At 71.0% G+C, this 18,919-nt stretch carries 16 protein-coding genes and 4 pseudogenes; 10 read left to right on the forward strand and 10 right to left on the reverse strand.

Annotated elements, in window-relative coordinates:
• Positions 1–236 precede the first annotated feature (236 nt).
• Positions 237–539, forward strand: a complete 303-nt coding sequence (locus tag AC2CHE_RS04710) for a hypothetical protein (protein ID WP_484503646.1) — start codon at positions 237–239, stop codon at positions 537–539.
• On the forward strand, positions 536–1,138 hold the full coding sequence (locus AC2CHE_RS04715) for an HAD family hydrolase (protein WP_484503647.1): 603 nt from the start codon (positions 536–538) through the stop codon (positions 1,136–1,138). The genes AC2CHE_RS04710 and AC2CHE_RS04715 overlap by 4 nt, the downstream gene beginning before the upstream one ends.
• A gap of 170 nt (positions 1,139–1,308) precedes the next feature.
• Here the strand turns inward: AC2CHE_RS04715 and AC2CHE_RS04720 are convergent, their stop codons facing one another.
• Entirely contained in the window at positions 1,309–2,148 is an 840-nt protein-coding gene (locus AC2CHE_RS04720; RefSeq protein ID WP_484503648.1) for a LacI family DNA-binding transcriptional regulator, read from the reverse strand.
• A gap of 209 nt (positions 2,149–2,357) precedes the next feature.
• On the opposite strand from AC2CHE_RS04720, the gene AC2CHE_RS04725 reads away from it, so the two are divergent.
• Positions 2,358–2,609, forward strand: a complete 252-nt coding sequence (locus AC2CHE_RS04725) for a winged helix-turn-helix transcriptional regulator (protein WP_484503649.1) — start codon at positions 2,358–2,360, stop codon at positions 2,607–2,609.
• 498 nt (positions 2,610–3,107) lie between these two features.
• Here the strand turns inward: AC2CHE_RS04725 and AC2CHE_RS04730 are convergent.
• The 4 genes and pseudogenes from AC2CHE_RS04730 to AC2CHE_RS04745 all read right to left on the reverse strand — a co-directional run bounded on the left by AC2CHE_RS04730 (position 3,108) and on the right by AC2CHE_RS04745 (position 7,653).
• Positions 3,108–4,525, reverse strand: a pseudogene (locus AC2CHE_RS04730) (IS1380 family transposase).
• A gap of 121 nt (positions 4,526–4,646) precedes the next feature.
• Positions 4,647–5,021, reverse strand: a pseudogene (locus AC2CHE_RS04735) (IS701 family transposase); the annotation flags it as partial.
• Between the two features lie 773 nt (positions 5,022–5,794).
• Complete coding sequence (locus AC2CHE_RS04740) at positions 5,795–6,757, reverse strand: DNA polymerase domain-containing protein (protein ID WP_484503650.1); 963 nt, start codon at positions 6,755–6,757, stop codon at positions 5,795–5,797.
• A gap of 125 nt (positions 6,758–6,882) precedes the next feature.
• On the reverse strand, positions 6,883–7,653 hold the full coding sequence (locus AC2CHE_RS04745; RefSeq protein ID WP_484503651.1) for an isocitrate lyase/PEP mutase family protein: 771 nt from the start codon (positions 7,651–7,653) through the stop codon (positions 6,883–6,885).
• Between the two features lie 126 nt (positions 7,654–7,779).
• Between AC2CHE_RS04745 and AC2CHE_RS04750 the strand changes: the two genes are divergently transcribed.
• The 3 genes and pseudogenes from AC2CHE_RS04750 to AC2CHE_RS04760 all read left to right on the forward strand — a co-directional run.
• Entirely contained in the window at positions 7,780–8,331 is a 552-nt protein-coding gene (locus tag AC2CHE_RS04750) for a TetR/AcrR family transcriptional regulator (RefSeq protein ID WP_484503652.1), read from the forward strand.
• 35 nt (positions 8,332–8,366) lie between these two features.
• Positions 8,367–9,372: pseudogene (locus AC2CHE_RS04755) on the forward strand (MMPL family transporter); the annotation flags it as partial.
• Between the two features lie 113 nt (positions 9,373–9,485).
• A pseudogene (locus AC2CHE_RS04760) lies at positions 9,486–10,619 on the forward strand (MMPL family transporter); the annotation flags it as partial.
• A gap of 85 nt (positions 10,620–10,704) precedes the next feature.
• On the opposite strand, the gene AC2CHE_RS04765 reads toward AC2CHE_RS04760, so the two are convergent.
• A complete protein-coding gene (locus tag AC2CHE_RS04765; RefSeq protein WP_484503653.1) occupies positions 10,705–11,961 on the reverse strand; it encodes an erythromycin esterase family protein in 1,257 nt (418 codons plus the stop codon).
• Positions 11,962–12,047: 86 nt separating this feature from the next.
• On the opposite strand from AC2CHE_RS04765, the gene AC2CHE_RS04770 reads away from it, so the two are divergent.
• Positions 12,048–12,239 (forward strand): DUF2795 domain-containing protein, encoded by a 192-nt coding sequence (locus AC2CHE_RS04770; RefSeq protein ID WP_093405351.1) that lies wholly within the window; start codon positions 12,048–12,050, stop codon positions 12,237–12,239.
• Positions 12,240–12,244: 5 nt separating this feature from the next.
• Here AC2CHE_RS04770 and erm read toward each other — a convergent pair whose 3' ends face one another.
• Positions 12,245–13,042, reverse strand: a complete 798-nt coding sequence (gene erm, locus AC2CHE_RS04775; RefSeq protein ID WP_484503654.1) for an ErmE/ErmH/ErmO/ErmR family 23S rRNA (adenine(2058)-N(6))-methyltransferase — start codon at positions 13,040–13,042, stop codon at positions 12,245–12,247.
• 326 nt (positions 13,043–13,368) lie between these two features.
• Complete coding sequence (locus tag AC2CHE_RS04780; protein ID WP_484503655.1) at positions 13,369–14,271, reverse strand: Gfo/Idh/MocA family protein; 903 nt, start codon at positions 14,269–14,271, stop codon at positions 13,369–13,371.
• 256 nt (positions 14,272–14,527) lie between these two features.
• On the opposite strand from AC2CHE_RS04780, the gene AC2CHE_RS04785 reads away from it, so the two are divergent.
• Both AC2CHE_RS04785 and AC2CHE_RS04790 read left to right on the forward strand, forming a co-directional pair.
• On the forward strand, positions 14,528–14,926 hold the full coding sequence (locus AC2CHE_RS04785) for a hypothetical protein (RefSeq protein ID WP_484503656.1): 399 nt from the start codon (positions 14,528–14,530) through the stop codon (positions 14,924–14,926).
• Positions 14,919–15,347, forward strand: a complete 429-nt coding sequence (locus tag AC2CHE_RS04790) for a hypothetical protein (RefSeq protein ID WP_484503657.1) — start codon at positions 14,919–14,921, stop codon at positions 15,345–15,347. The genes AC2CHE_RS04785 and AC2CHE_RS04790 overlap by 8 nt, the downstream gene beginning before the upstream one ends.
• A gap of 39 nt (positions 15,348–15,386) precedes the next feature.
• Here AC2CHE_RS04790 and fabG read toward each other — a convergent pair whose 3' ends face one another.
• Both fabG and AC2CHE_RS04800 read right to left on the reverse strand, forming a co-directional pair.
• Positions 15,387–16,145 (reverse strand): 3-oxoacyl-ACP reductase FabG, encoded by a 759-nt coding sequence (fabG, locus tag AC2CHE_RS04795; RefSeq protein ID WP_484503658.1) that lies wholly within the window; start codon positions 16,143–16,145, stop codon positions 15,387–15,389.
• 151 nt (positions 16,146–16,296) lie between these two features.
• A complete protein-coding gene (locus tag AC2CHE_RS04800) occupies positions 16,297–17,949 on the reverse strand; it encodes an alpha-amylase family protein (protein WP_484503659.1) in 1,653 nt (550 codons plus the stop codon).
• A gap of 303 nt (positions 17,950–18,252) precedes the next feature.
• Here AC2CHE_RS04800 and AC2CHE_RS04805 point away from each other — a divergent pair, with 303 nt between their 5' ends.
• Entirely contained in the window at positions 18,253–18,918 is a 666-nt protein-coding gene (locus AC2CHE_RS04805; RefSeq protein WP_484503660.1) for a DedA family protein, read from the forward strand.
• The last annotated feature ends 1 nt before the right edge of the window (position 18,919 follow it).

An 18,919-nucleotide genomic window follows, 5' to 3' on the forward strand; every position in this document is an offset into this window, starting at 1 on the left:
AGGAATGGTTCGCGGAACATTCGCGTCGGACCATGGCCACATTCGGCCCCGTTCGATGCCTGTTTGTACGAACAGTTCCGAAACCCTCGGACAACACTCATGAAACTGGAGCCCTGAGATGCAGAAAGCGCGCGCCAACTCCGCCCGTTGGCAGGTCAACGCCGCCCTGCCAGTCTCCTACGAGGTCGTCGAGACCAGCGGCATTCTGGAGCCGGACAATTCTGAGCTGCTACTCGGTGTCGGCGGTCGCCGGGTTCGCCCTGCTCGGTGTGGGCCTTTCCTGCCTGATGCCGACCGTCCTGCGGGTCGCCGGCCGGCTACCGGACTCGCCCACCGGCCCCTCGGTGGCCGCGGTATCCAGCGCCGGCTGGATCGGCGTCGTCGGCGGCCCCCCGCTGATCGGGATGCTCGCCTCGGCGATGAGCCTGCCGCTAGCCTTGGCGATCATCGTCGGGCTGAACGCGGTGATCTTTTTGCTCGCCCCGGCGGCCCGCCTTTCCAGCGCGCCCGCACCCGACCTCGCGAGGGAGATGGTATGACGACACTGGCCCCCGGCCCGGACATCGAGTGCCTGATCTTCGACTGGGACGGCACCCTGGTCGACACACAGGCGGCCAACTACCGCGCGCTGCGAAGCGCGCTCGCCGAGCAGGGGGTCGACCTTCCCGAGCCCTGGTTCGCGGCCCACACGGGAATCTCCAGCGCCGAGATGGTGGAGACGCTGCTTGCGGAGACCGGGCAGCGCCTGACCGGCGACGTGCGGCAGGTGGTGGCCCGCCGCGATGACCTCTTCCGCACCGTCGCGCACACCATCCGGGAGCATCGGCCGGTGGCCGACACGGCCCGCGCCTTCCGCGGTCGCGGTCCGATCGCGGTGGCCTCCGGGAGCTCCCGGCCGATCATCGAGGCGGTGATGCGGACGACGGCCCTGGCGGAGGTCTTCGACCTGGTGGTCACCCGGGAGGACGTGAGCCGGGGCAAGCCGGCCCCGGACCTGTTCGCGGTGACCGCCCGGCGGCTGGGCGTCGAGCCGCGGCGGTGCCTGGTCTACGAGGACAGTGACGAGGGGATCGCGGCCGCCCACGCGGCCGGCATGCCGGTCGTCGACGTGCGGCCCCAGCGCCGTTCCTGGAACTGAGCCGTTCCTGGAGCTACGCAGCTGTTCCTGGGGCTGACAACGTCCGGGCGGGCCGGCGCTGACCGAGGTGCGGTCCGCTCGTCGAGCCGGGCCACGGCGAGGACGGCCTCGCGCAGCACGCCGGGGCCACCTCATCGGCCCGGACCGTCGCGGCTGGACTCGCGGGACGGTCAGGTCGGCGGCGCGGTGCTGCCCCGGGGAGTCAGGTGTGCCGCGCTGCCCTCGACGCTGTCGACCGGCTCGCCCTCGATCGCCTTGAAGATGGCCCGGGCGGCATGCTCGCCGTAGCCGACGATGTCGCGGGTCAGGGCAGTCAGCGGCGGATGCACCAGCTCGCACAGCAACGAGTCGTCCCAGGCGACGATGGACAGCTCGGCCGGCAGGCTGAGGCGCATCTTCCGGGCCACCGCCAGCCCGGCGACCGCCATCACGTCGTTGTCGTAGATGATCGCCGTGGGGCGGGCCGCTCCGATCAGCAGCCGCCGGGTGATCCGGCGCGCCTCCTCGCCGGTGTAATCGGCCTCCAGGGTGACCGCTTCGCCGAGCCCGAGTTCGGTGGTGCTGTCGACGAACCCCCGGATCCGCGCCTGGGTGTGCAACAGGCGGGGGAAGCCGCTCACGTGCGCGATGCGACGATGACCGAGCGCGACCAGATAGCGGACCGCCTCCCTCATCGCCTTCGCATCGTCGGACCACAGCTGTGCGACGTCACCCGTGTCGCCCGGGCCGCCGATGACCACCGCCGGCAGCTGCAGTTGCTGCAGCACCGGGATGCGGACGTCGTTGAGCGTGTGTGCCGGCCGGCACACGACTAAGCCGACGGCCCGGGCACTGGCGCCGGTCAATGCGCGGGCCGCGTTGTTCGGGCTGAAACCAGGCTCCCGGGCGATGTTGACGATGCGCTCGCGGGCAGCCTGCGACACACCCGGCCGGCCATTCAGGGCATAGAACACGGCGACCTTCGACACGCCGGCGCGCCTTGCCACGTCAGCCATCGTCGGCCGCTTCATCCCACTCTCCTCCAGTTTCCCCCAACCTTATGAGACCGGGGTGGGTGGGCGCATTCCCCTATCTGACACCATGATGGCGCCATGTCGGATCTTCGCACCACCTCTGGCGCACCGTATCCAGTCACCGCACCAGCGAGGGGAGCGTTCGGTGTCGAGCGGCTTCCGTAAGCTGACCGGCGAGGCCGATCGATGGCCGCGGAGGGGATTGCATGGTGACCGGCCTGGTGTGGGCGAATCGGCCCAGAACATCCGGCATGGTGCTCGACCTCATCAGGGCGGCCCGCTCGATCAGCCGAATCGAGTTGACGGGCACCATGGGTCTGACCCCTCCGACGATCTCTGAAGCCGTCCGTGAGCTGATCGACCAGGGACCCGTGGTCGAAGCACACATGCCGCCGGAGCAGGCGCTCTCGTTCGTGGCCACCCAGGCGACCGCCCGTCCTCGGTCGCCGGCTGGTTGATGGGCCAGCGCAGGCGAAGCATGGCGGTGTCGTCGCTGTGGCGCCCGGCACCGACGTGCGGCAGTTCGGCGAGCCTGCCTCCCGCCGGGCCTCGAACGTGGTCCATCCGGTCTGCAAGCGTGCGGGCTGCAAGCCGCGGGTCTTGTGCTCGCGTTGTGCTCGCGTTGTGCTCGGACGTCGAACTACCCGGACGGACCGCTCCGGACTGAGCCGGACACACCCGGATTCCGGCCCTCAACGCCGCCGGAGAGAAGCTGCCGCGTCGCCAGCTTCCAGGCGCGACTCGGAAGGGATACGCTTCGTAACAGTGGGTGTCGTCAGCGCGATAGTTGGCGGTACTATTTACGGCAAAACGGCGGGCCAATTAGCCTCGGTCTTTCATGAGTGATTGATCTTGGTGTTGTGGGTGCGGCTGGTGGTGTTTCTGCCGGTAGGCATGGTGTGGGCCCGACGCGTGGCCGGGTTCCTCGATGCTGTTGCTGGGGCGGGGATTGTGGTTCAGGAAAGGGGTCGGGGCAGGTTGGTGAGCCGCGTGAACGCGGTGATGATCTCCGCGGCCCAGGGCCAACTGTCGGCGATGCGTAGCCAGGTTCGGCGTGCGGTGCGGGCGATGCGGGCTGGGACGTGCAGGAGCCGGTAGCGCAGTTTCTTCGGTTCCGCGCGGGCGAGGTCGCCGTCGAGCAGCAGGGTTTGGGTCCAGGCGAGCAGGTCAATGCCGGTCAACGCCAACTGCAACCAGGCCTGGTTGATCGCGAAGATTCGTGACGGGAACCGGCCGAAGCCCGTGGCTTTGCCGGTGCGGATGCGGTCCTCGACGCGGGCGTGGGCGCGGTGACGGGCCTCCAGGAACTGCAGGGATCCTTGACCGGGCGGGGTGTCGGTGGCGATGACCTGGTGCCGCATGCCGTTGACGGTGTCGAACAGCGACAACTGGGCGCCGGGGTGTGGTCGTTCCCGGCGGGCGAACAGGCGGGTCCCGGCCGGGAAACCGCTGGTGTCGGCCAAGCCGGTGAGTTCGCAGATTTCGGCGCCGTCACGCAGGCCGCCGTCGGTGTTGATCGCGGGGATCCAGTCGTTGGCCTGTTCGATCGCGGCCCTGACTGCTGCGGTGATCGCGGCGCCCACACTGAATCGGGCGTCGATGCCGTGCTCGCGCAGGCCTCGGATGTGGGCGAGGAAGCCGTGGGTGCTGCCGGCGCCGTCGGTGCGGATCAGCAACGGTGTCCCGTGCCGGTGGGCGTCGGGATCTGCGTGAGGGCCTCATCCAGGACGGTGATGTGGTCGGCGGTGGTGTTCGACCCGGCCCGTCCTTCGCGCAGCAGTCCGGCCAGGGCTTCGCCGGTGTTGTCGAGGAAGCACAGCAGCGGGTGGTAGCCGAATGTCTTCTTCCACGTCCGCGTCGCCGATTCCTTCTCGGAATGGCAGACGACCAGGGTGGCATCCATGTCCAAGACCAGCCCGGGGACCTCGCGGCCCGCCGCGACCGAGGCGGGCAACCGGCCGCGGGTCTCACAGGTCTGTGCCCACGCGACTTCCCGCGCCGCCGCGCGGGCCTGCCGCAACCGGGCCAACGCTGCCGTGTCGAGGCTGTCCAGGACCCGCCACCCGGTCGCGTCCGATGCGACCTGCCCAAACAATTCGGGCTGATGGCGTAACACGCCCAGATCAGCGATCGCTTCACCGCCGTCGGCGAGCATCAACGCCAGATCGACGGCGACCCGGCCCGGCTCATGAACCGAGCGTCGCTGCCGCAACCCGGCCAGCGCATCACCAAAACCGCTGACCAACCCAGTCACCTCGGCGATGTCGGCCAGCAGGCGGGCACCGGCGTGACCGACCACGCCTCGACCTCCACCAGAGACCGCAAGCTTGGGACGCATGCCGGTACGCTGCACCTCGAAAGTGCCTTCCGTGATGGATGGATGAGACCCTAGACAAGTCACATCGTTCCAGATCAGAAGGCACTTTCGCGTCCCCGCGACCGCCGCCACGCAGCCCTTAACGAAGGGCCGAGGCTAGTACGGCAGTCCGGGTTCGTTATGTAGATGCTGGTTGATGGATCGGTTGGGTGCGGCGGTGGTAGTGGCTGGTCCGGGCGCGTGCTTGGTGTTGGCGTCGCCAGTGTGACCAGGTCAGCCAGTGGCTGATCGGGTGGACGGTGTTGGTGATCAGCTTCGCGAAGAGGCGGCGGATTTCGGGCAGGGTCAACGGGATGAGGGTTTGATCGGCCGCCTCGTGGTCGCCGCGTTCGCGGGCGGCGATCACGGTGAGGATGGCGTGGGCGAGCATGACGAGGGTGACGTGGCGGTGCCAGGCGTGCCAGCGGCGGACCTGGGGTTCGTCCAGGCCGATGGTTTTGCCGGTCTGGAAGCAGGTCTCGATCGACCATCGGGTCCCGGCCACCCTGACCAGCATGCGCAGCGGAACTCAGCCTGCTACCCACGGACCGTCTTCGTCGCCTTCTGGACGCCTTCGCCGTGCAGATCTACCACGACGTCCGCACCAACCAGGTCGCGTTCCGAGCCACCGTCAGCCAACACGCCGCCCCACACCTGGCCCGGCTAACCCGCGCTACCGCAGATGGCCCCCACCCCGCCACCCACCGCCATACCAGCGCAAACGAAGCTGCCCCCGGCGACGACGACGGCGGGGGCGGCGACCATTTGCAGTTCTGTGACGTGCCCTGCCGGGGGCACCATCCAAGACCAGCACGAAGAGGCCGGTGCAGCCGACCATGCCACCGCCGTGGGCGCATCATGAAGGCCTTGCACTTCTCTGGCAACGTCACGCTGGGTCGGGTCCGACTGCGGGGCACCATGCCGGCGGCCGACGTCCCAGATGCCTCTGGTCGGGCGCCCGTCACTCGGTGCCCGACCAGAGCGCCGACAGCCGAACCGGCGGTCGCGCACAGCAGCAACCACCTCTTGCCGTTCGGGCCGCGCGACCAAGTGCCGCGACACAGGTGCAGGCATCCGCTTCCCGGCAGATCCGCACGTCGACGACCTCGGTCGACTTGGCTTGCTACACGTAGCCGATCGCCAGGTCAGCCGCCGTGGCCAGCCGACCCGATGGGAGCAGATTTGGGATGTCCGGAGGGGGCACGAGCTTTGGCGACCACCGCTCGGGCGGACCCGTGAACACGGTCCGGCGACGGGTGTCACGGCGACGGCTGGGCACCGACCTCCTCAGTCGGTGGCGGCGCGTCGGGCGCGGGCCCGGCGGCGACCCTCGTGCATGGCCTGCACCCTCGGCACCGGGATGGCGCGGCCCTCCTCGATCAGGTCACCGGGGAGCCGCACCGGCGCCGGCATCAGGTCGCTCCACTGGTCCCCCTGCGTGAGCAGCTCCGGCACCGTCCGAATGGTGAAGTCCGCCGGGGTGACGGATTCCAGGTCCGGCCAGGGCACCGGGAAGGAGACCGGCACGCCGGGACGCAGCCGGGGGCTGTAGACCGACACGACTGTCGCGCCGCCGGTGCGGGTGGGATCGACGAAGACCTTGCCGCCCCGGTCCTCGCGGATGAACGCGGTGGTCGCCAGCGCCGGATCCAGTCGTTCCGCCCGAGCCGCGAGGGCCCGGGTGGCAGCGGCCAGTTCCTCGGCGTCGGGGCCGGGTTCGACCGGGACGAAGACGTGCACCCCCTTGGCGCCACTGGTTTTCACCGCGCCCGCCAGCCCGGCGTCGGCGAGAGCCTGCCGGACCAGCAGCGCGGCCGCCACCGCGCCCCCGAACCCACCGGTCTCCGGCGGATCGAGGTCCAGCACCAGGTGGGTGGGACGGCTCAGGTCGTCGGCCACGGCCAGGGTGGGGTGGTACTCGACGGCCCGCTGGTTGGCGAACCAGAGCAGGGTACGGCGGTCGTCGCAGAGCGCGTACGCGATCTCCCGACGGGATGCCTCGGCCCAGATCGACACCCGACGTACCCAGTCCGGCGTGTAACGCGGCAGGTTCTTCTGCATGAACTGCGGCTGTCCCGGGCGCACCCGGACCACCGACAGCGGACGGCCGCGCAACTGCGGGACGATCCGGTCGGCCACCGCGTCGAGGTAGTCGACCAGGTCGCGCTTGCTCTCTCCCGACCCGTCGGACAACGGCTGATCGAGATTGGTCAGCGCGACCCCGTGCCGGGTTTCATCAGCCCCGCTCATCCGATCACCATCCCGGCCGGACGCCCGGCGGTCAACCGTAACGGCGCGCCCGATCCGTCCGCGCCGTCAGCTCGACAGTCAGCGGCACCTGCCTGCGGGCCACCGCCTGACGGGCCAGCCACCGCTCAGACGAGGAGATCTCCGGCGGCGACGGCGGCGAGCAGGCGGGTGGTGTGGGCGCGGGTCGCCGCGTACAGGCCGGAGCCGTAGCTGATCCGGGCCACCCCCAGGGCGGCCAGCTCCGATTGCCCCGGCGCAGCGGGTCGGGCCAGTACGTTGACCGGTGCCGCCACGTCCTGCACGAAACTCCGCAGCTGAGTCGGGTCGGCCAGCAGGATCGGGTAGACGCAGTCCGCCCCGGCGGCCAGGTAGCGGCGCGCCCGGCGGATCGCCTCGGTGAGCCGGTCGGCCGGTTCACCGCCGGGCCGTAGGAAGACGTCCACCCGGGCGTTCACCACCACCGCGACCCCGGCGTCCTCCGCCGCCGCCCGGACACCGGCCAGCACGTCGGCCTGGTCCTCGGCATCGACCATGACGCCGGTACGCGGATCCGAATCCTCCAGGTTGAGCCCGACCGCCCCGGTGTCGAGCAGCCGGGAGACCAGTTCGGCCGGACGCAGACCGTAACCCCGCTCCAGGTCGGCGGTGACCGGCACGGCGACCGCGCGGGCGATCCGGGTCACGGCCGCGAACATCTCCCCCGGCGGGATGCGCTCGCCGTCGGCGTATCCGAGCGACTCGGCGACGGCGGCACTGCCGGTGGCCACCGCCGGAAAGCCGGCGTCGGTCACCGCCCGGGCCGAGCCGGCGTCCCAGGCGTTGGGGAGCACCAGCGGGTCGCCGGGTCGGTGCAGGGCACGAAGCGCGACCGCCCGGGCCGCCGTCGAGTCGGTCACGATCTCATTCTCGGCCCGGCGCGACGCCCATCCGCAGAGCCAATTCGGCACCGCTGGCTGTGGGGATCGTCACTGATCTGACCGATCGGTCAGCGTCTGACCGATCGGTCAGGCATGCTGAGAGTCATGGCCCGCACCACCCCGCAGACCCACGGCGAGATCCTGGCGGCCGCGGCGAGACGTTTCGCCGCAACCGGCTACCGGGGCACGTCGTTGCAAGACATCGCCACCGAGGTGGGCTGTTCCAAGGCGGCGGTGCTGTACCACTTCGCGAACAAGGAGGCGATCCTCACCGCGCTGATGGCGCCCGCGATCGAGGTGCTGCGGTCGCTCGACGACCGGATCGCGGCCCAGCCCGGGCCGGCCGCCGCCCAGCGGGTCGCCGCCGAAGGCTTCGTCGATCTCGCGGTCCGGTTCCGCAGCGAGATCGCCCTGCTCCGGGGCGAGTTCCCGGAACTGCTGCAACAGCCCGACTTCGTCCACATTCACCAGATCTCCGAACGGCTCATCGATACGCTCGCCGGGCAGTCCGAGCGGGCCTCCGCCCGGATCACCGCGCTGGTGCTGCTCGCCGGCATCGCCGAGACCTGCGGCCAGTTCGCCGACGTGCCCGACCAGGAACTGGGCGATGCGCTGCTGGCCCTGCTGCGGCGGGCGCTCGAACCGCCCGCCCACTGACCCGTCCCACCATCCACGACCGAGGAAAGGACCTCATGGCGACCCTGCTCTACCGGCTAGGCCGGGGATCGATGCGTCGGCGGCGACTCGTCGCCGCGATCTGGCTCGTCGTACTCGTCGGGCTCGGCCTGGCAGCGGCGACCCTGCGCGGCCCGGCAGCCAGCAACTTCACCATGCCCGGCACGGAGTCGCAGCGTGCGCTCGACCTGCTGAACGAGCAGTTCCCAGCGGCGGCCGGCGCCACCGGCACCATCGCGGTCAAGGCACCGGCTCCGGGACAGCTCGGCACACCCGATGGCCAGGCGGCGATCCAGTCGATCATTCAGGAGGCAACCACCGTCCCCGGTGTGCTCGCCGCCGTCGATCCGTTCCAGGTCGGCTCGGTCTCTCCCGACGGCCAGTACGCGCTGATCCAGGTGCAGTTCAACGACGGTGCCGACCAGATCACCGAGGAACAGCGGGAGGCGTACGAGCAGCTCGGCGCCCAAGCCGAGGCCCAGGGTTGGCAGGTGGCGCCCGGCGGTGAGGTGCTCAACACCCCGCCCGAGGTCGGCTCCACCGAGGCGATCGGCGTCGCGGTGGCCCTCGTCGTCCTGGTGGTCACCTTCGGCTCGCTGGTGGCCGCGGGCATGACCATGCTCAACGCGCTCATCGGCGTCGGCGTCGGCATGGCCGGCCTCTTCGCACTCAGCAGCGTGGTCGAGCTGACCAGCACCGCACCCATCCTCGCCTTGATGCTGGGCCTGGCCGTCGGCATCGACTACTCGCTCTTCATCACGTCGCGGTATCGACAGAACCTGCTCGACGGCGTGCCGGCGGACGAGGCGATCGGCCGGGCGGTCGGCACCGCTGGCTCGGCGGTGACCTTCGCCGGAGCCACGGTGGTCATCGCCCTGGCCGGTCTCGCGGTGGTGAACATCCCGTTCCTGACCGTGATGGGCCTGGCGGCCGCCGGCACCGTCACCGTCGCCGTGCTGGTGGCGATCACCCTGCAACCGGCGCTGCTCGGCTTCGCCGGACGCCGGGTACTGCCCCGCAGGTTGCGCTCGTCGGTGTCGGTGGCCCCGGCCGCCGACGACATCCCGGACGACGCTGCCCGCCGCAGCGACGTGACCATCCACCGCGCGGCGTCGGAGACCGCCACCAACCACAGCGAGGACACCTCGGCGTTCGGCTTCCGTTGGGCCCGACTGATCACCCGGCTCCGAATCCCGGTGATCCTCGTCGGACTGCTCGGCCTGGGGCTGCTCGCGCTGCCGGCACCGGACATGCGCCTGGCGCTGCCCGACGACGGTACCGCTCCGGTCGGCTCCGCCGCCCGCGTCTCCAACGACCTGATCACGGAGGGCTTCGGCCCGGGCTTCACCGGCCGGCTCGCAGTGGTTGTCGCCGGCGACGACGCCGGCGCCACCGCCGCAGCCGTTCCTCAGGTCACCGCGTTGGTCCAGCGCACCGACAACGTGCTCGCCGTGGCCCCACCGCAGCTCAGCCCGGACGGCCGGACCGCGCTACTCGCGGTGATCCCGCAGACCGGTCCGACCGACCCGGCCACCGAGACGATGGTGCACGACATCCGCACCGCCGTCGGCGGCATCCAGGGTGCCGACGTGCTGCTCACCGGCGTGACCGCGATCGGCATCGACATCTCGGAGAAGCTCTCCGACGCGTTGCCGATCTACCTGGCACTGGTGGTCGGCCTGTCGATCCTGCTGCTGATGCTGGTGTTCCGCTCGGTGCTGGTGCCGGTCAAGGCGGCGCTCGGTTTCCTGCTCACCGTCGCCGCCACCTTCGGCATCACGGTCGCGGTCTTCCAGCAGGGGCACCTCGCCGACCTGGTCGGCCTGGACACTCCCGGTCCCCTGATCAGCTTCCTACCGATCCTGCTGATCGGCATCCTGTTCGGCCTGGCCATGGACTACGAGGTGTTCCTGGTCTCCCGGATGCGGGAGGACTTCGTCCACGGTGACACCGCCCAGCAGGCCACCATCAACGGGATGGGGCATGGAGCACGCGTGGTCACCGCCGCCGCCCTGATCATGGCCTCGGTCTTCGGCGGCTTCATCTTCCTCGACGACCCGGTGATCAAGTCGATGGGCTTCGCACTCGCCATCGGCGTGGCCATCGACGCCTTCGTGGTCCGGATGACCATCGTCCCGGCGGTGATGTCACTGCTCGGCAAGGTGGCCTGGTGGCTGCCCCGCTGGCTGGACCGGGCGCTACCTAACGTCGACATCGAGGGCGAGAAGCTGCGCGCCAGGCTCGACGACAAGGTCGGTGCGGGCACCTGACGGGTGCGCAGGGGCCCCCGGCTGACGCCTGGTGCGTGGCCGGGGGCCCCTCCCACATCCGCGCCCCGGCTCAGGGCGGCGCAACTCAGACGCCGGCCGGGTAGGTCTCCATCTCGCCCGGGGCGGCCAGGGCGGGCAACGGATGCAGGGCGGTGGTCTCGTCGCACCAGATGAAGGCGTCGTATCGTTCCCCCAGCCGGGTCGGCACGTAGTTGCCCCACGACTCGAACGACGGGTCGTACACCACCCCGATCGCCCGGTGGTCGAGCAGGTCGGTGACCCAGCCCGGCTGGTCCGGACCGCCGAAGACCAACACCGCGCGCTCGGGCATCAGCTCATGCAGCCGGTGCTCCAGCGAACCGCTTCGGGCCGGCGGCACCACCATCGCCTCCGAAGGCGAGCCCCAGCGCGGCGCGGCGATCACCGTGCCCCGCCAACTGCCGAAGCCGATCAACGCCACCTGGTCCGTGCCGTGGCGTTCCCGCGCCAACTGGCCGATGTTCACCATCCCGTCGGCGGCCATGTCGGTCGCCCGCGCGTCACCGACGTGGGTGTTGTGCGCCCACACGACGCCCCGGGCACCCGGCCCGTAGCGGTCGAGCAACCGGTCCAGGGTGTCGGTCATGTGGATGTCCCGGACGTTCCACGAACCGGGCCCCCCGGCCACCATCTCCCGGTAGTAGCGCTCCGCGCCGGCCACCACCTCCGCGTTCTGCCAGGCCGAGAAGGCGCCCGGCCCGTCGGTGGCGGCGTGTTCGCGGGTACGGGCCAGCAGCCGGATCACCTCCTGCTCGCACCGGGCGGAGACGAACCGGCTCGCCGCACCGTACTCCTCGACCCGCTTGCCGTACGGCTCGAAGCACCGGTACGCGTCCTGGGCGGCCTCCAACGACGCCGGCTCCTCCTCGCCGAGGTAGTCGAAGATCGCCTGCATCGACTCCCAGAGGCTGTAGACGTCCAGACCGTGGAAGCCGACCCGGGCCGCCTCGGCCCGCTCCATGTTCCAGGCCCGCAGCCAACGGCAGAAGCGGGCCACCTCGGCGTTGGCCCACATCCATGTCGGCCACCGTTCGAAGCCCTCCAGCGCGGTCTGCGGCTCGGCCGCCCCGCCGCGGGTCCCGGTCACCGAACGGTGCACCCGGTCGCAGTCCGGCCAGTCACCCTCCACTGCCACGAAGGAGAAGCCGCACTCGGCGACCAGCCGCCGGGTCAACTGTTCCCGGATGCGGTAGTAGTCGTAGCTGCCGTGCGTCGCCTCCCCGATCATCACCACCCGCGCGTCCCGGACACGCTCCAGCAACGGATCGAGGTCGCTCGGCGCACCGAGCCGCTGTACCAGCATGCCAGCGGCTACCCGGCACCCCGACGGGCAAACGCAGCGGCCCGCCGGGGGTGTGCCGGGGCTCCTGCGCGGGTAGATCGGACAGCATGACCGACAGCGGTGCCGCCCTGCACGAATACCTCGCCGGGCTGGACTATCCCGTCTCCCGCGAGGACCTGATCCGCTGGTGCCAGGAGAACGGCGCGAGCACCGAACAGTTGCAGGCCGTACGGGCGCTGCCGGTGGACCAGTTCAGCTCGCCAACCGAGCTGACCGAGGCGCTGGGCACCCTGCCCTGAGCCGCCTAGCGGGCGTGCAGCAGGCGGTACAGCACCAGCCACTGCTCCGGCCAGACCTGCCCGACCGGAAGGTCCGGGTCGAGCCGGCTGGCGCGCAGCGCCGCCGTCAGCCGGGCCCGTGGATGCTCGCGGGCAAGTGAGGCGGCGAGCGAGCCGCCGACCCCGCCGAACCCCAGCTCGACCATCCGCCGGTACGCCGGCAGCGCCCGAGGTGGCAGCAGCGGCTGTGTCCGTCGCGCGATGCGCAGGATGCCCGCGTCGACCCGGGGCACCGGGCGGAACGCGGTACGCGGCACCTGCCCGGCCAGCCGCCAGTCGAACTCCGGCCAGCTCAGCACCGTCAGCCGGCTCCACCGGCCGTGGTAACCGGCCCGCCGCCGGGCGTATTCGAGCTGGGTGAGCAGGGTGGCCGTGCGCAGCTTCGGGGCGGCCAGGCACCACCGCACCACGGCCGCGGTCAGCGACCACGGGATGTTGCCGACCACGGCGAACTCCTCCGCGGGAGCCGCGATGGCGAGGAAGTCCGCCTGGCGGTGGGTCACGTTCGGCAGGGTCGCGCAGACCCGGGCCAGTTCCGTTGCGGCGACCGGATCCACCTCGTACGCGGTCAGTCGGCCGCAGCGCGCGGCAAGCGGGCGGGTCAGCTGTCCCCGTCCGGCACCGACCTCCAGCACCAGACCGTGCGGGTCGGGGCGGGCGGCGGCGACGAACCGCGCGACTGCGGCCGGGTCGGCGAGAAAATTCTGGGAGAGCACGCGACGAGACCTGTCGCGTTCGGTCGTGCGGGTGCGGCGGGGCGCCATGGCGTCGTCCTTGTCTGTCGCCGGGTCGGCGACAAGAGCGGACAGGCGACCGTCGACGGGGCCTGTCCGAGCGATCGGGACTCGGACGGCCCTGGTGAGATGGCGCGGAAGGACGGCACCGCGATGCGGCGATGCCGGAGACGTACGCGGGAGAGGCGTCAGTCGCGGTTCGCGCCGGCCAGGGCCGGACGCCGGACGCGCGGGCGGACCACCAGCAGCGGCCCGAAGGCGGCCGGCGTGGCGACCGCGTTGATCAGGGCGTGCACGCACATGCCGGCGACCCTACCGACCCTGCCGGCCGGCGACCACCGGATTACGGCCCGCGCTCAGGCCGGCACGTCGATCACGGTGCCCTGCGCGCGGGCGGTCTCGGCGGCGGCGAGCACCGCCACCACCTCGCGGCCGAACCGCACGTCGCAGCGGTGGTCGCGGGTGCCGGCGTCGACCTCGGCCAGCAACTGGTCGATCGCCACCGCGAAAGCGGTCGCCGGGCTGGCACCACCGTTCGGCAGTCGCTCGATGCCGCTCTCGCCGTAGAAGACGAACTCCGCGGCGACCGAGCGGGGCGGTGCGTCCAGGGTCAACGAGACCGTGCTGGTGGCGCCGTCGGCGTGGCTGAGCAGCAGGTGCACCAGGCCACCGGGGCCGTCGGTGGCGGCCACCCGGGCCACCCGGCCGAGCACCGGCAGCAGGACGGCCAGCGCGTGCGGGCCGATGTCCCACAGCGCGCCGTGCTCCCGCCGCCACGGCGACTGCCCGTACGGACTGCCGGGCTGGAAGATCGAGGCGAACCGGATCACGTTGGCGGTGTGCCAGCCTCCGGCTGCGGCGGTCGCGGCGATGAAACCGGCGACGTCGGGTTGGTACCGGCCGGTGAAGAAGACCACCGAAGCCACCCCCGACCCGGTGGCCGCCTCGACCACGCGGTCCGCGTCTCCGACGCTCAACGCCAGCGGCTTGTCCAGCAGCAGGTGCCGACCGGCGGTGGCGGCCCGGACGGCGATGTCCGCCTGGACGTCGGGCGGCAGTGCGACGGCCACCGCGTCGCACGCCTCGATCAGCGAGTCGACCTCCTCGAACGCCGGCGCCCCGAAGCGGGTGGCCAGTGCGGCGGCCTTGTCGGGGTTACGCCCCCACACGCCGACCAACTCCGCCCTCGGGTGCGCCTCGAGCGCCGCCGCGTGCGTCTCCGCCGCCCAGTGCCCGGTGCCAAACAACCCGAACCGCATTCCGTACCTCCGCTGTCCTCGCCTGGCCACGGCTGACCCGCGACAGTGATCACCCTAGTCCCCCCGCGGCACCCCGTGCCCGGCGTCCCAGCGTGACGTGACGGGGGCGGCGCGGCCGGCCGGTCCGGGCCCGGGACGGCGGGTGGGTGGCCGCCCGACCAGGACGGCGGGTCCGGCACCGCCCTCTCGGCGGTCGTTCTTACTACGGGGGTTAGTAGAGTGGGCCGGTGATCGGAACGAGTACCGGGCGGACCGGGTGACCACCGCCGCGACCACCAACGGATCTCCGGCCGACGGGGCGCTGGCCGTCGCCGCCATCGTGCTGTCGCTGCTGGTCGCCGTCTGGGCGCTGGTGGCGGCGCTGCGCCACCGGCCGCCGGACCGGATGCAGCTGATCGGGCTGGCCGTGCTGGAGCTACTGCTGCTCGGCCTGGTGCTGGTGACCGCCGTGGCACTGGCCGGCGGCGAGCGACCGGGCGAACCGGGCTCGTTCTTCGGCTACCTGGTCACACTGGTCTGCCTGCCGCCGCTGGCGGCGGTGCTGGCCCGGATGGAACCGACCCGGTGGGGGTCGGCGATCGTCTGTGCGGTGTGCCTGGTGACGCCGGTGGTGGTGGTCCGGCTCCAGCAGACCTGGCAGGTGCTCGGTGGCTGAGCTGAGCGCCGCCCGACCCCGGACCAACTCCGGTCCGGGACGGTTGCTGATCGCGGTCTACCTGCTCTTCGCCATCGCCGCCAGCAGCCGCGCCACCCTCCAGATCGCCACCAGGTTCGACGAGGCGCCGTTGGCGTACCTGCTCTCCGCGCTCGCCGCGGTGGTCTACATCGTGGCCGCGGCCGGTCTGGCGCGGGCCGGTCACGCGGGCCGCCGGGTCGCCCTGGCCTGCTGCGCGCTGGAACTGGTCGGCGTCGTCGGGGTCGGCGTCTTCAGTCTGGCCCGCCCGGACCTCTTTCCCGACGAGACGGTCTGGTCCGGATTCGGCAGCGGCTACGGCTACATCCCGCTGGTACTGCCGATCCTCGGCCTCGCCTGGCTCCGGCACACCGGCCGGAGGACGGCAGAGGCCCCCTCCTGACACCGGTGTCCAGGAAGGGGCCCCGGTGGACGAGGCCGGTCAGTCTCGGGGGCCGCCGGCGACGTAGATGACCTGGCCGGACACGAAGGACGCCCCTTCGCTGGCCAGGAACGAGATGGTGTGCGCCACATCGTCGGGCCGGCCCACCCGGCGGACCGGGATCTCCGCCTCGGCGTGCTTCTGCATCGCCTCGAAGTCCACCTTCATCCGGGCGGCGGTGGCCGCGGTCATGTCGGTGACGATGAATCCGGGCGCGACCGCGTTGACGGTCACCCCGAACGGACCCAGTTCGATGGCGAGGGTCTTGGTGAGGCCCTGCAGGCCGGCCTTGGCGGCCGAGTAGTTGGCCTGACCCCGGTTGCCCAGCGCCGAGGTGCTGGACAGGTTGACGATCCGACCCCACCGGGCCTCGACCATGTGCTGCTGAGCGGCCTGGCTGAACAGGAACGCCCCGCGCAGGTGTACGCCCAGGACGGTGTCCCAGTCGGCGTCGGTCATCTTGAACAGCAGGTTGTCGCGGAGCACGCCGGCGTTGTTGACCAGCACGGTCGGCGCGCCCAACTCGGCGGCCACCCGCGCCACGGCGGCCTCCACCTGGGCCCGGTCCGCCACGTCCGCACCGACACCGAGTGCCCGGCCGCCGGCCGCCGCGATCGCGTCCACGGTCTCCTTGGTCGCCGACTCCTCGATGTCGACCACCGCCACGGCCAGTCCGTCGGCGGCCAACCTCCTGGCGGTGGCCGCACCGATTCCCCGTGCCGCCCCGGTCACGATGGCGACCCGCTGCCCCTCCGACATACCTACCTCCCGGTAACTTGGCTTGACGGCAGGAGCCTAACCCACCCCGGGCCGGGATGACCCCCGTCTATCCCGACCTCCGGACCGGTCAGGCCGGCCCGGAGGTCACCGGCAGCGTCGAGGCCGGCACCGACGCCGGCCCCGACGCCGCTCAGTGCGACCAGGATCGACAGAGCCGGATCCAGCGGTAGCCGTGACCGGAGAGTTGCAGCTTGTCCAGCTTGCCGACGTCGTCGTAGTTGCGGTCGGCGAGCACGTCGATGGGCAGGTCCGCCTCGGACTGAAGCTGGCTGAGGTCCACCTCGGTGTCGGTGGTGCCGAGGTTGTGCAGGAAGACCATCGTTCCCGTCGGCCCGTCGGCCCGGTGCGCCAGCACCCCCGGCGGCATCGGCACGTCGATGTGCGTGGTGGAGCCGGAGCCGATCTCCGGGGCCTCCCGCAGCGTACGGATCATCCGCTCGAACCAGGCCAGCAGCGAGGTGCGGTCCCGACGCTGGAGGGTGACGTTGACCTTCTCGTACCCGAACTCACCCTTGTCGATCACCGGGCGAACGAGCTTCTCCGGCTCCGCCGTGGAGAAGCCGGCGTTGGGCTGGTTCGACCACTGCATCGGGGTACGGATGGCCTCCCGCCCGTCCAGCGACAGGTCCTCCCCCATGCCGATCTCCTCGCCGTAGCGCAGCACCGGCGTGCCGCGCAGGGAGAACTGCAGGGAGTACGCCAACTCGACGCGCCGCCGGTCCTTGCCCAGCATCGGCGCCAACCGGCGGCGGATGCCCCGGTCGTAGATGCGCATGTGTTCCTCGGGGCCGAACTGCGCGTACACCTCGTTGCGCTGTTCGGCGGTGAGCCGGGACAGGTCGATCTCGTCGTGGTTGCGCAGGAACGTCGCCCACTGTCCGCCCTGGGGCAACGCCGGGGTGTCCCGCAACGCCTCGATCACCGGTTCCGGGTCCTGTCGGGCCAGGGCCAGCATCAGCCGCCCGTTGAGCATGAAGTCGAAGAGCATGTGCACCCGGTTCGCCGAGCCGCCGCTGTCGCCGAAGAAGGCGGGCAGGTTGTCGGGCTCGACGTTCGCCTCAGCCAGCAGGACCGTGTCGCCGCGCCGCCACTGCACGTGCTGGCGCAGCTCGGTGAGGAACTCGAAGTCCAGTTCCGGGCTGGGGTCGCCGGGCTCGGTGCGCTCGATGATGAACGGCACCGCGTCCATCCGGAATCCGGCGACGCCGAGCTGGATCCAGAACGACATGATCTTCTTGATCTCGGCGCGTACCGCTGGGTTCGTGGTGTTGAGGTCCGGCTGGAACTTGTAGAACCGGTGGTAGTACCAGGACTTCGCGGTCCGGTCGTAGGTCCAGGTCTCATGCTGTTCACCGGGGAAGACCATGCCCTGATACCGGTCGGTCGGCTCCTGGTCGGACCAGACGTACCAGTCGCGGTACGGCGAGTCCGGCGAGGAGCGCGCGGACTGGAACCACGGGTGCTGGTCGGAGGTGTGGTTCACCACCAGGTCGATGATCACCCGGATGCCCCGGTTGTTGGCCTGGTGCAGCAACTCGGCGAAGTCACCAAGGGTGCCGAAACGTGGATCGACGTTGTAGAAGTCGGTCACGTCGTAGCCGTCGTCGTCGTTGGGCGACGGATGGATGGGGTGCAGCCAGAGGCAGGTCACCCCGAGCCGGGCGAGGTAGTCCAGCCGGCCGATCAGACCCCGGATGTCACCGACCCCGTCACCGTCGGAGTCCGCGTACGTGTCGATGTCGAGGCAGTAGACGACCGCCTCCGAATACCACCTGTCAGACATGCCCTCAAACCTTCTCCCGCCCGGGACGTCGGCAAACCCCGTGACGCGCTGGCCGTACGCGCCCGGGTCGCCGATGAGCCCTGTCGGCTGGTCCGACTCGCCCCACTCGCTCCCGACGCGGTGGCGGCGGCTGGGCCGTACTGCTGCTCGCCCAGTCGGGGCGGGCTGATCGTGCGGTTCACCGGATGGCGCCTCGGCCCGGCCGACGAGGCCCTGCATCCGCAGGAGTGATCCGTTCGACCGTGTGTCCGCGGTTTCGGCGGGTAGAAGTCTCTTCACGCCGACCCCGCGAAAGGCATCATCATGACGCTCGCCCAGGACGTCGACCCCACACAGGTCGACGGGCTGACCGGCTGGATCGCCGGGATGATCGAGGCGAGCGGCGCGGTGGGGGTGGCCCTGCTGGTCGCCCTGGAGAGCATCGTCCCGCCCATTCCGAGCGAGATCGTCCTGGCGATGGCCGGATACCTGGCCGGCGAGGGCGAGTTCAACGTGGTCGTGGTGACCGTGGCGGCGACCGTGGGCTCGGTGCTCGGCGCGTTGTTCCTCTACTGGGTCGGCGCGGTCGTCGGCGAGGACCGCCTCAAACGATGGCTCGACCGGTTGCCCCTGGTCGATCTGGACGACCTGGAGAAGGCCGACCGGTGGTTCGAGCGGTACGGCCGCTGGGCGGTGTTCTTCGGCCGGATGGTGCCGGTGGTCCGCAGCCTGGTGTCGGTGCCGGCCGGGGCGAACCGGATGCCGCTGGTCGAGTTCGTCACGCTCACCACGTTGGGCAGCGGTATCTGGAACGGGCTCTTCATCGGTCTCGGCTACGCGCTCGGCTCCCGCTGGCAGCAGATCGACCGCTACAGCTCCTGGTTCGACAACGGCATCCTCGCCCTGTTCACCCTCATGCTCGCCACCTGGGTGATCAAGAAACGCCGCCGCCGCCACACTCCCACCCACACCCACACCCCCTCCCCCTGAC

It is taken from the genome of Micromonospora sp. ATLC16 (assembly GCF_057196645.1).

Excerpts from the sequence above, each read along its gene's own strand:
- AC2CHE_RS04715 (WP_484503647.1), top strand. The coding sequence starts at position 536 with ATGACGACACTGGCCCCCGGCCCGGACATCGAGTGCCTGATCTTCGAC.
- AC2CHE_RS04720 (WP_484503648.1), bottom strand. The coding sequence starts at position 2,148 with ATGAAGCGGCCGACGATGGCTGACGTGGCAAGGCGCGCCGGCGTGTCG.
- AC2CHE_RS04725 (WP_484503649.1), top strand. The coding sequence starts at position 2,358 with ATGGTGACCGGCCTGGTGTGGGCGAATCGGCCCAGAACATCCGGCATG.
- AC2CHE_RS04740 (WP_484503650.1), bottom strand. The coding sequence starts at position 6,757 with ATGAGCGGGGCTGATGAAACCCGGCACGGGGTCGCGCTGACCAATCTC.
- AC2CHE_RS04750 (WP_484503652.1), top strand. The coding sequence starts at position 7,780 with ATGGCCCGCACCACCCCGCAGACCCACGGCGAGATCCTGGCGGCCGCG.
- AC2CHE_RS04765 (WP_484503653.1), bottom strand. The coding sequence starts at position 11,961 with ATGCTGGTACAGCGGCTCGGTGCGCCGAGCGACCTCGATCCGTTGCTG.
- AC2CHE_RS04770 (WP_093405351.1), top strand. The coding sequence starts at position 12,048 with ATGACCGACAGCGGTGCCGCCCTGCACGAATACCTCGCCGGGCTGGAC.
- erm (WP_484503654.1), bottom strand. The coding sequence starts at position 13,042 with ATGGCGCCCCGCCGCACCCGCACGACCGAACGCGACAGGTCTCGTCGC.
- AC2CHE_RS04780 (WP_484503655.1), bottom strand. The coding sequence starts at position 14,271 with ATGCGGTTCGGGTTGTTTGGCACCGGGCACTGGGCGGCGGAGACGCAC.
- fabG (WP_484503658.1), bottom strand. The coding sequence starts at position 16,145 with ATGTCGGAGGGGCAGCGGGTCGCCATCGTGACCGGGGCGGCACGGGGA.
- AC2CHE_RS04800 (WP_484503659.1), bottom strand. The coding sequence starts at position 17,949 with ATGTCTGACAGGTGGTATTCGGAGGCGGTCGTCTACTGCCTCGACATC.
- AC2CHE_RS04805 (WP_484503660.1), top strand. The coding sequence starts at position 18,253 with ATGACGCTCGCCCAGGACGTCGACCCCACACAGGTCGACGGGCTGACC.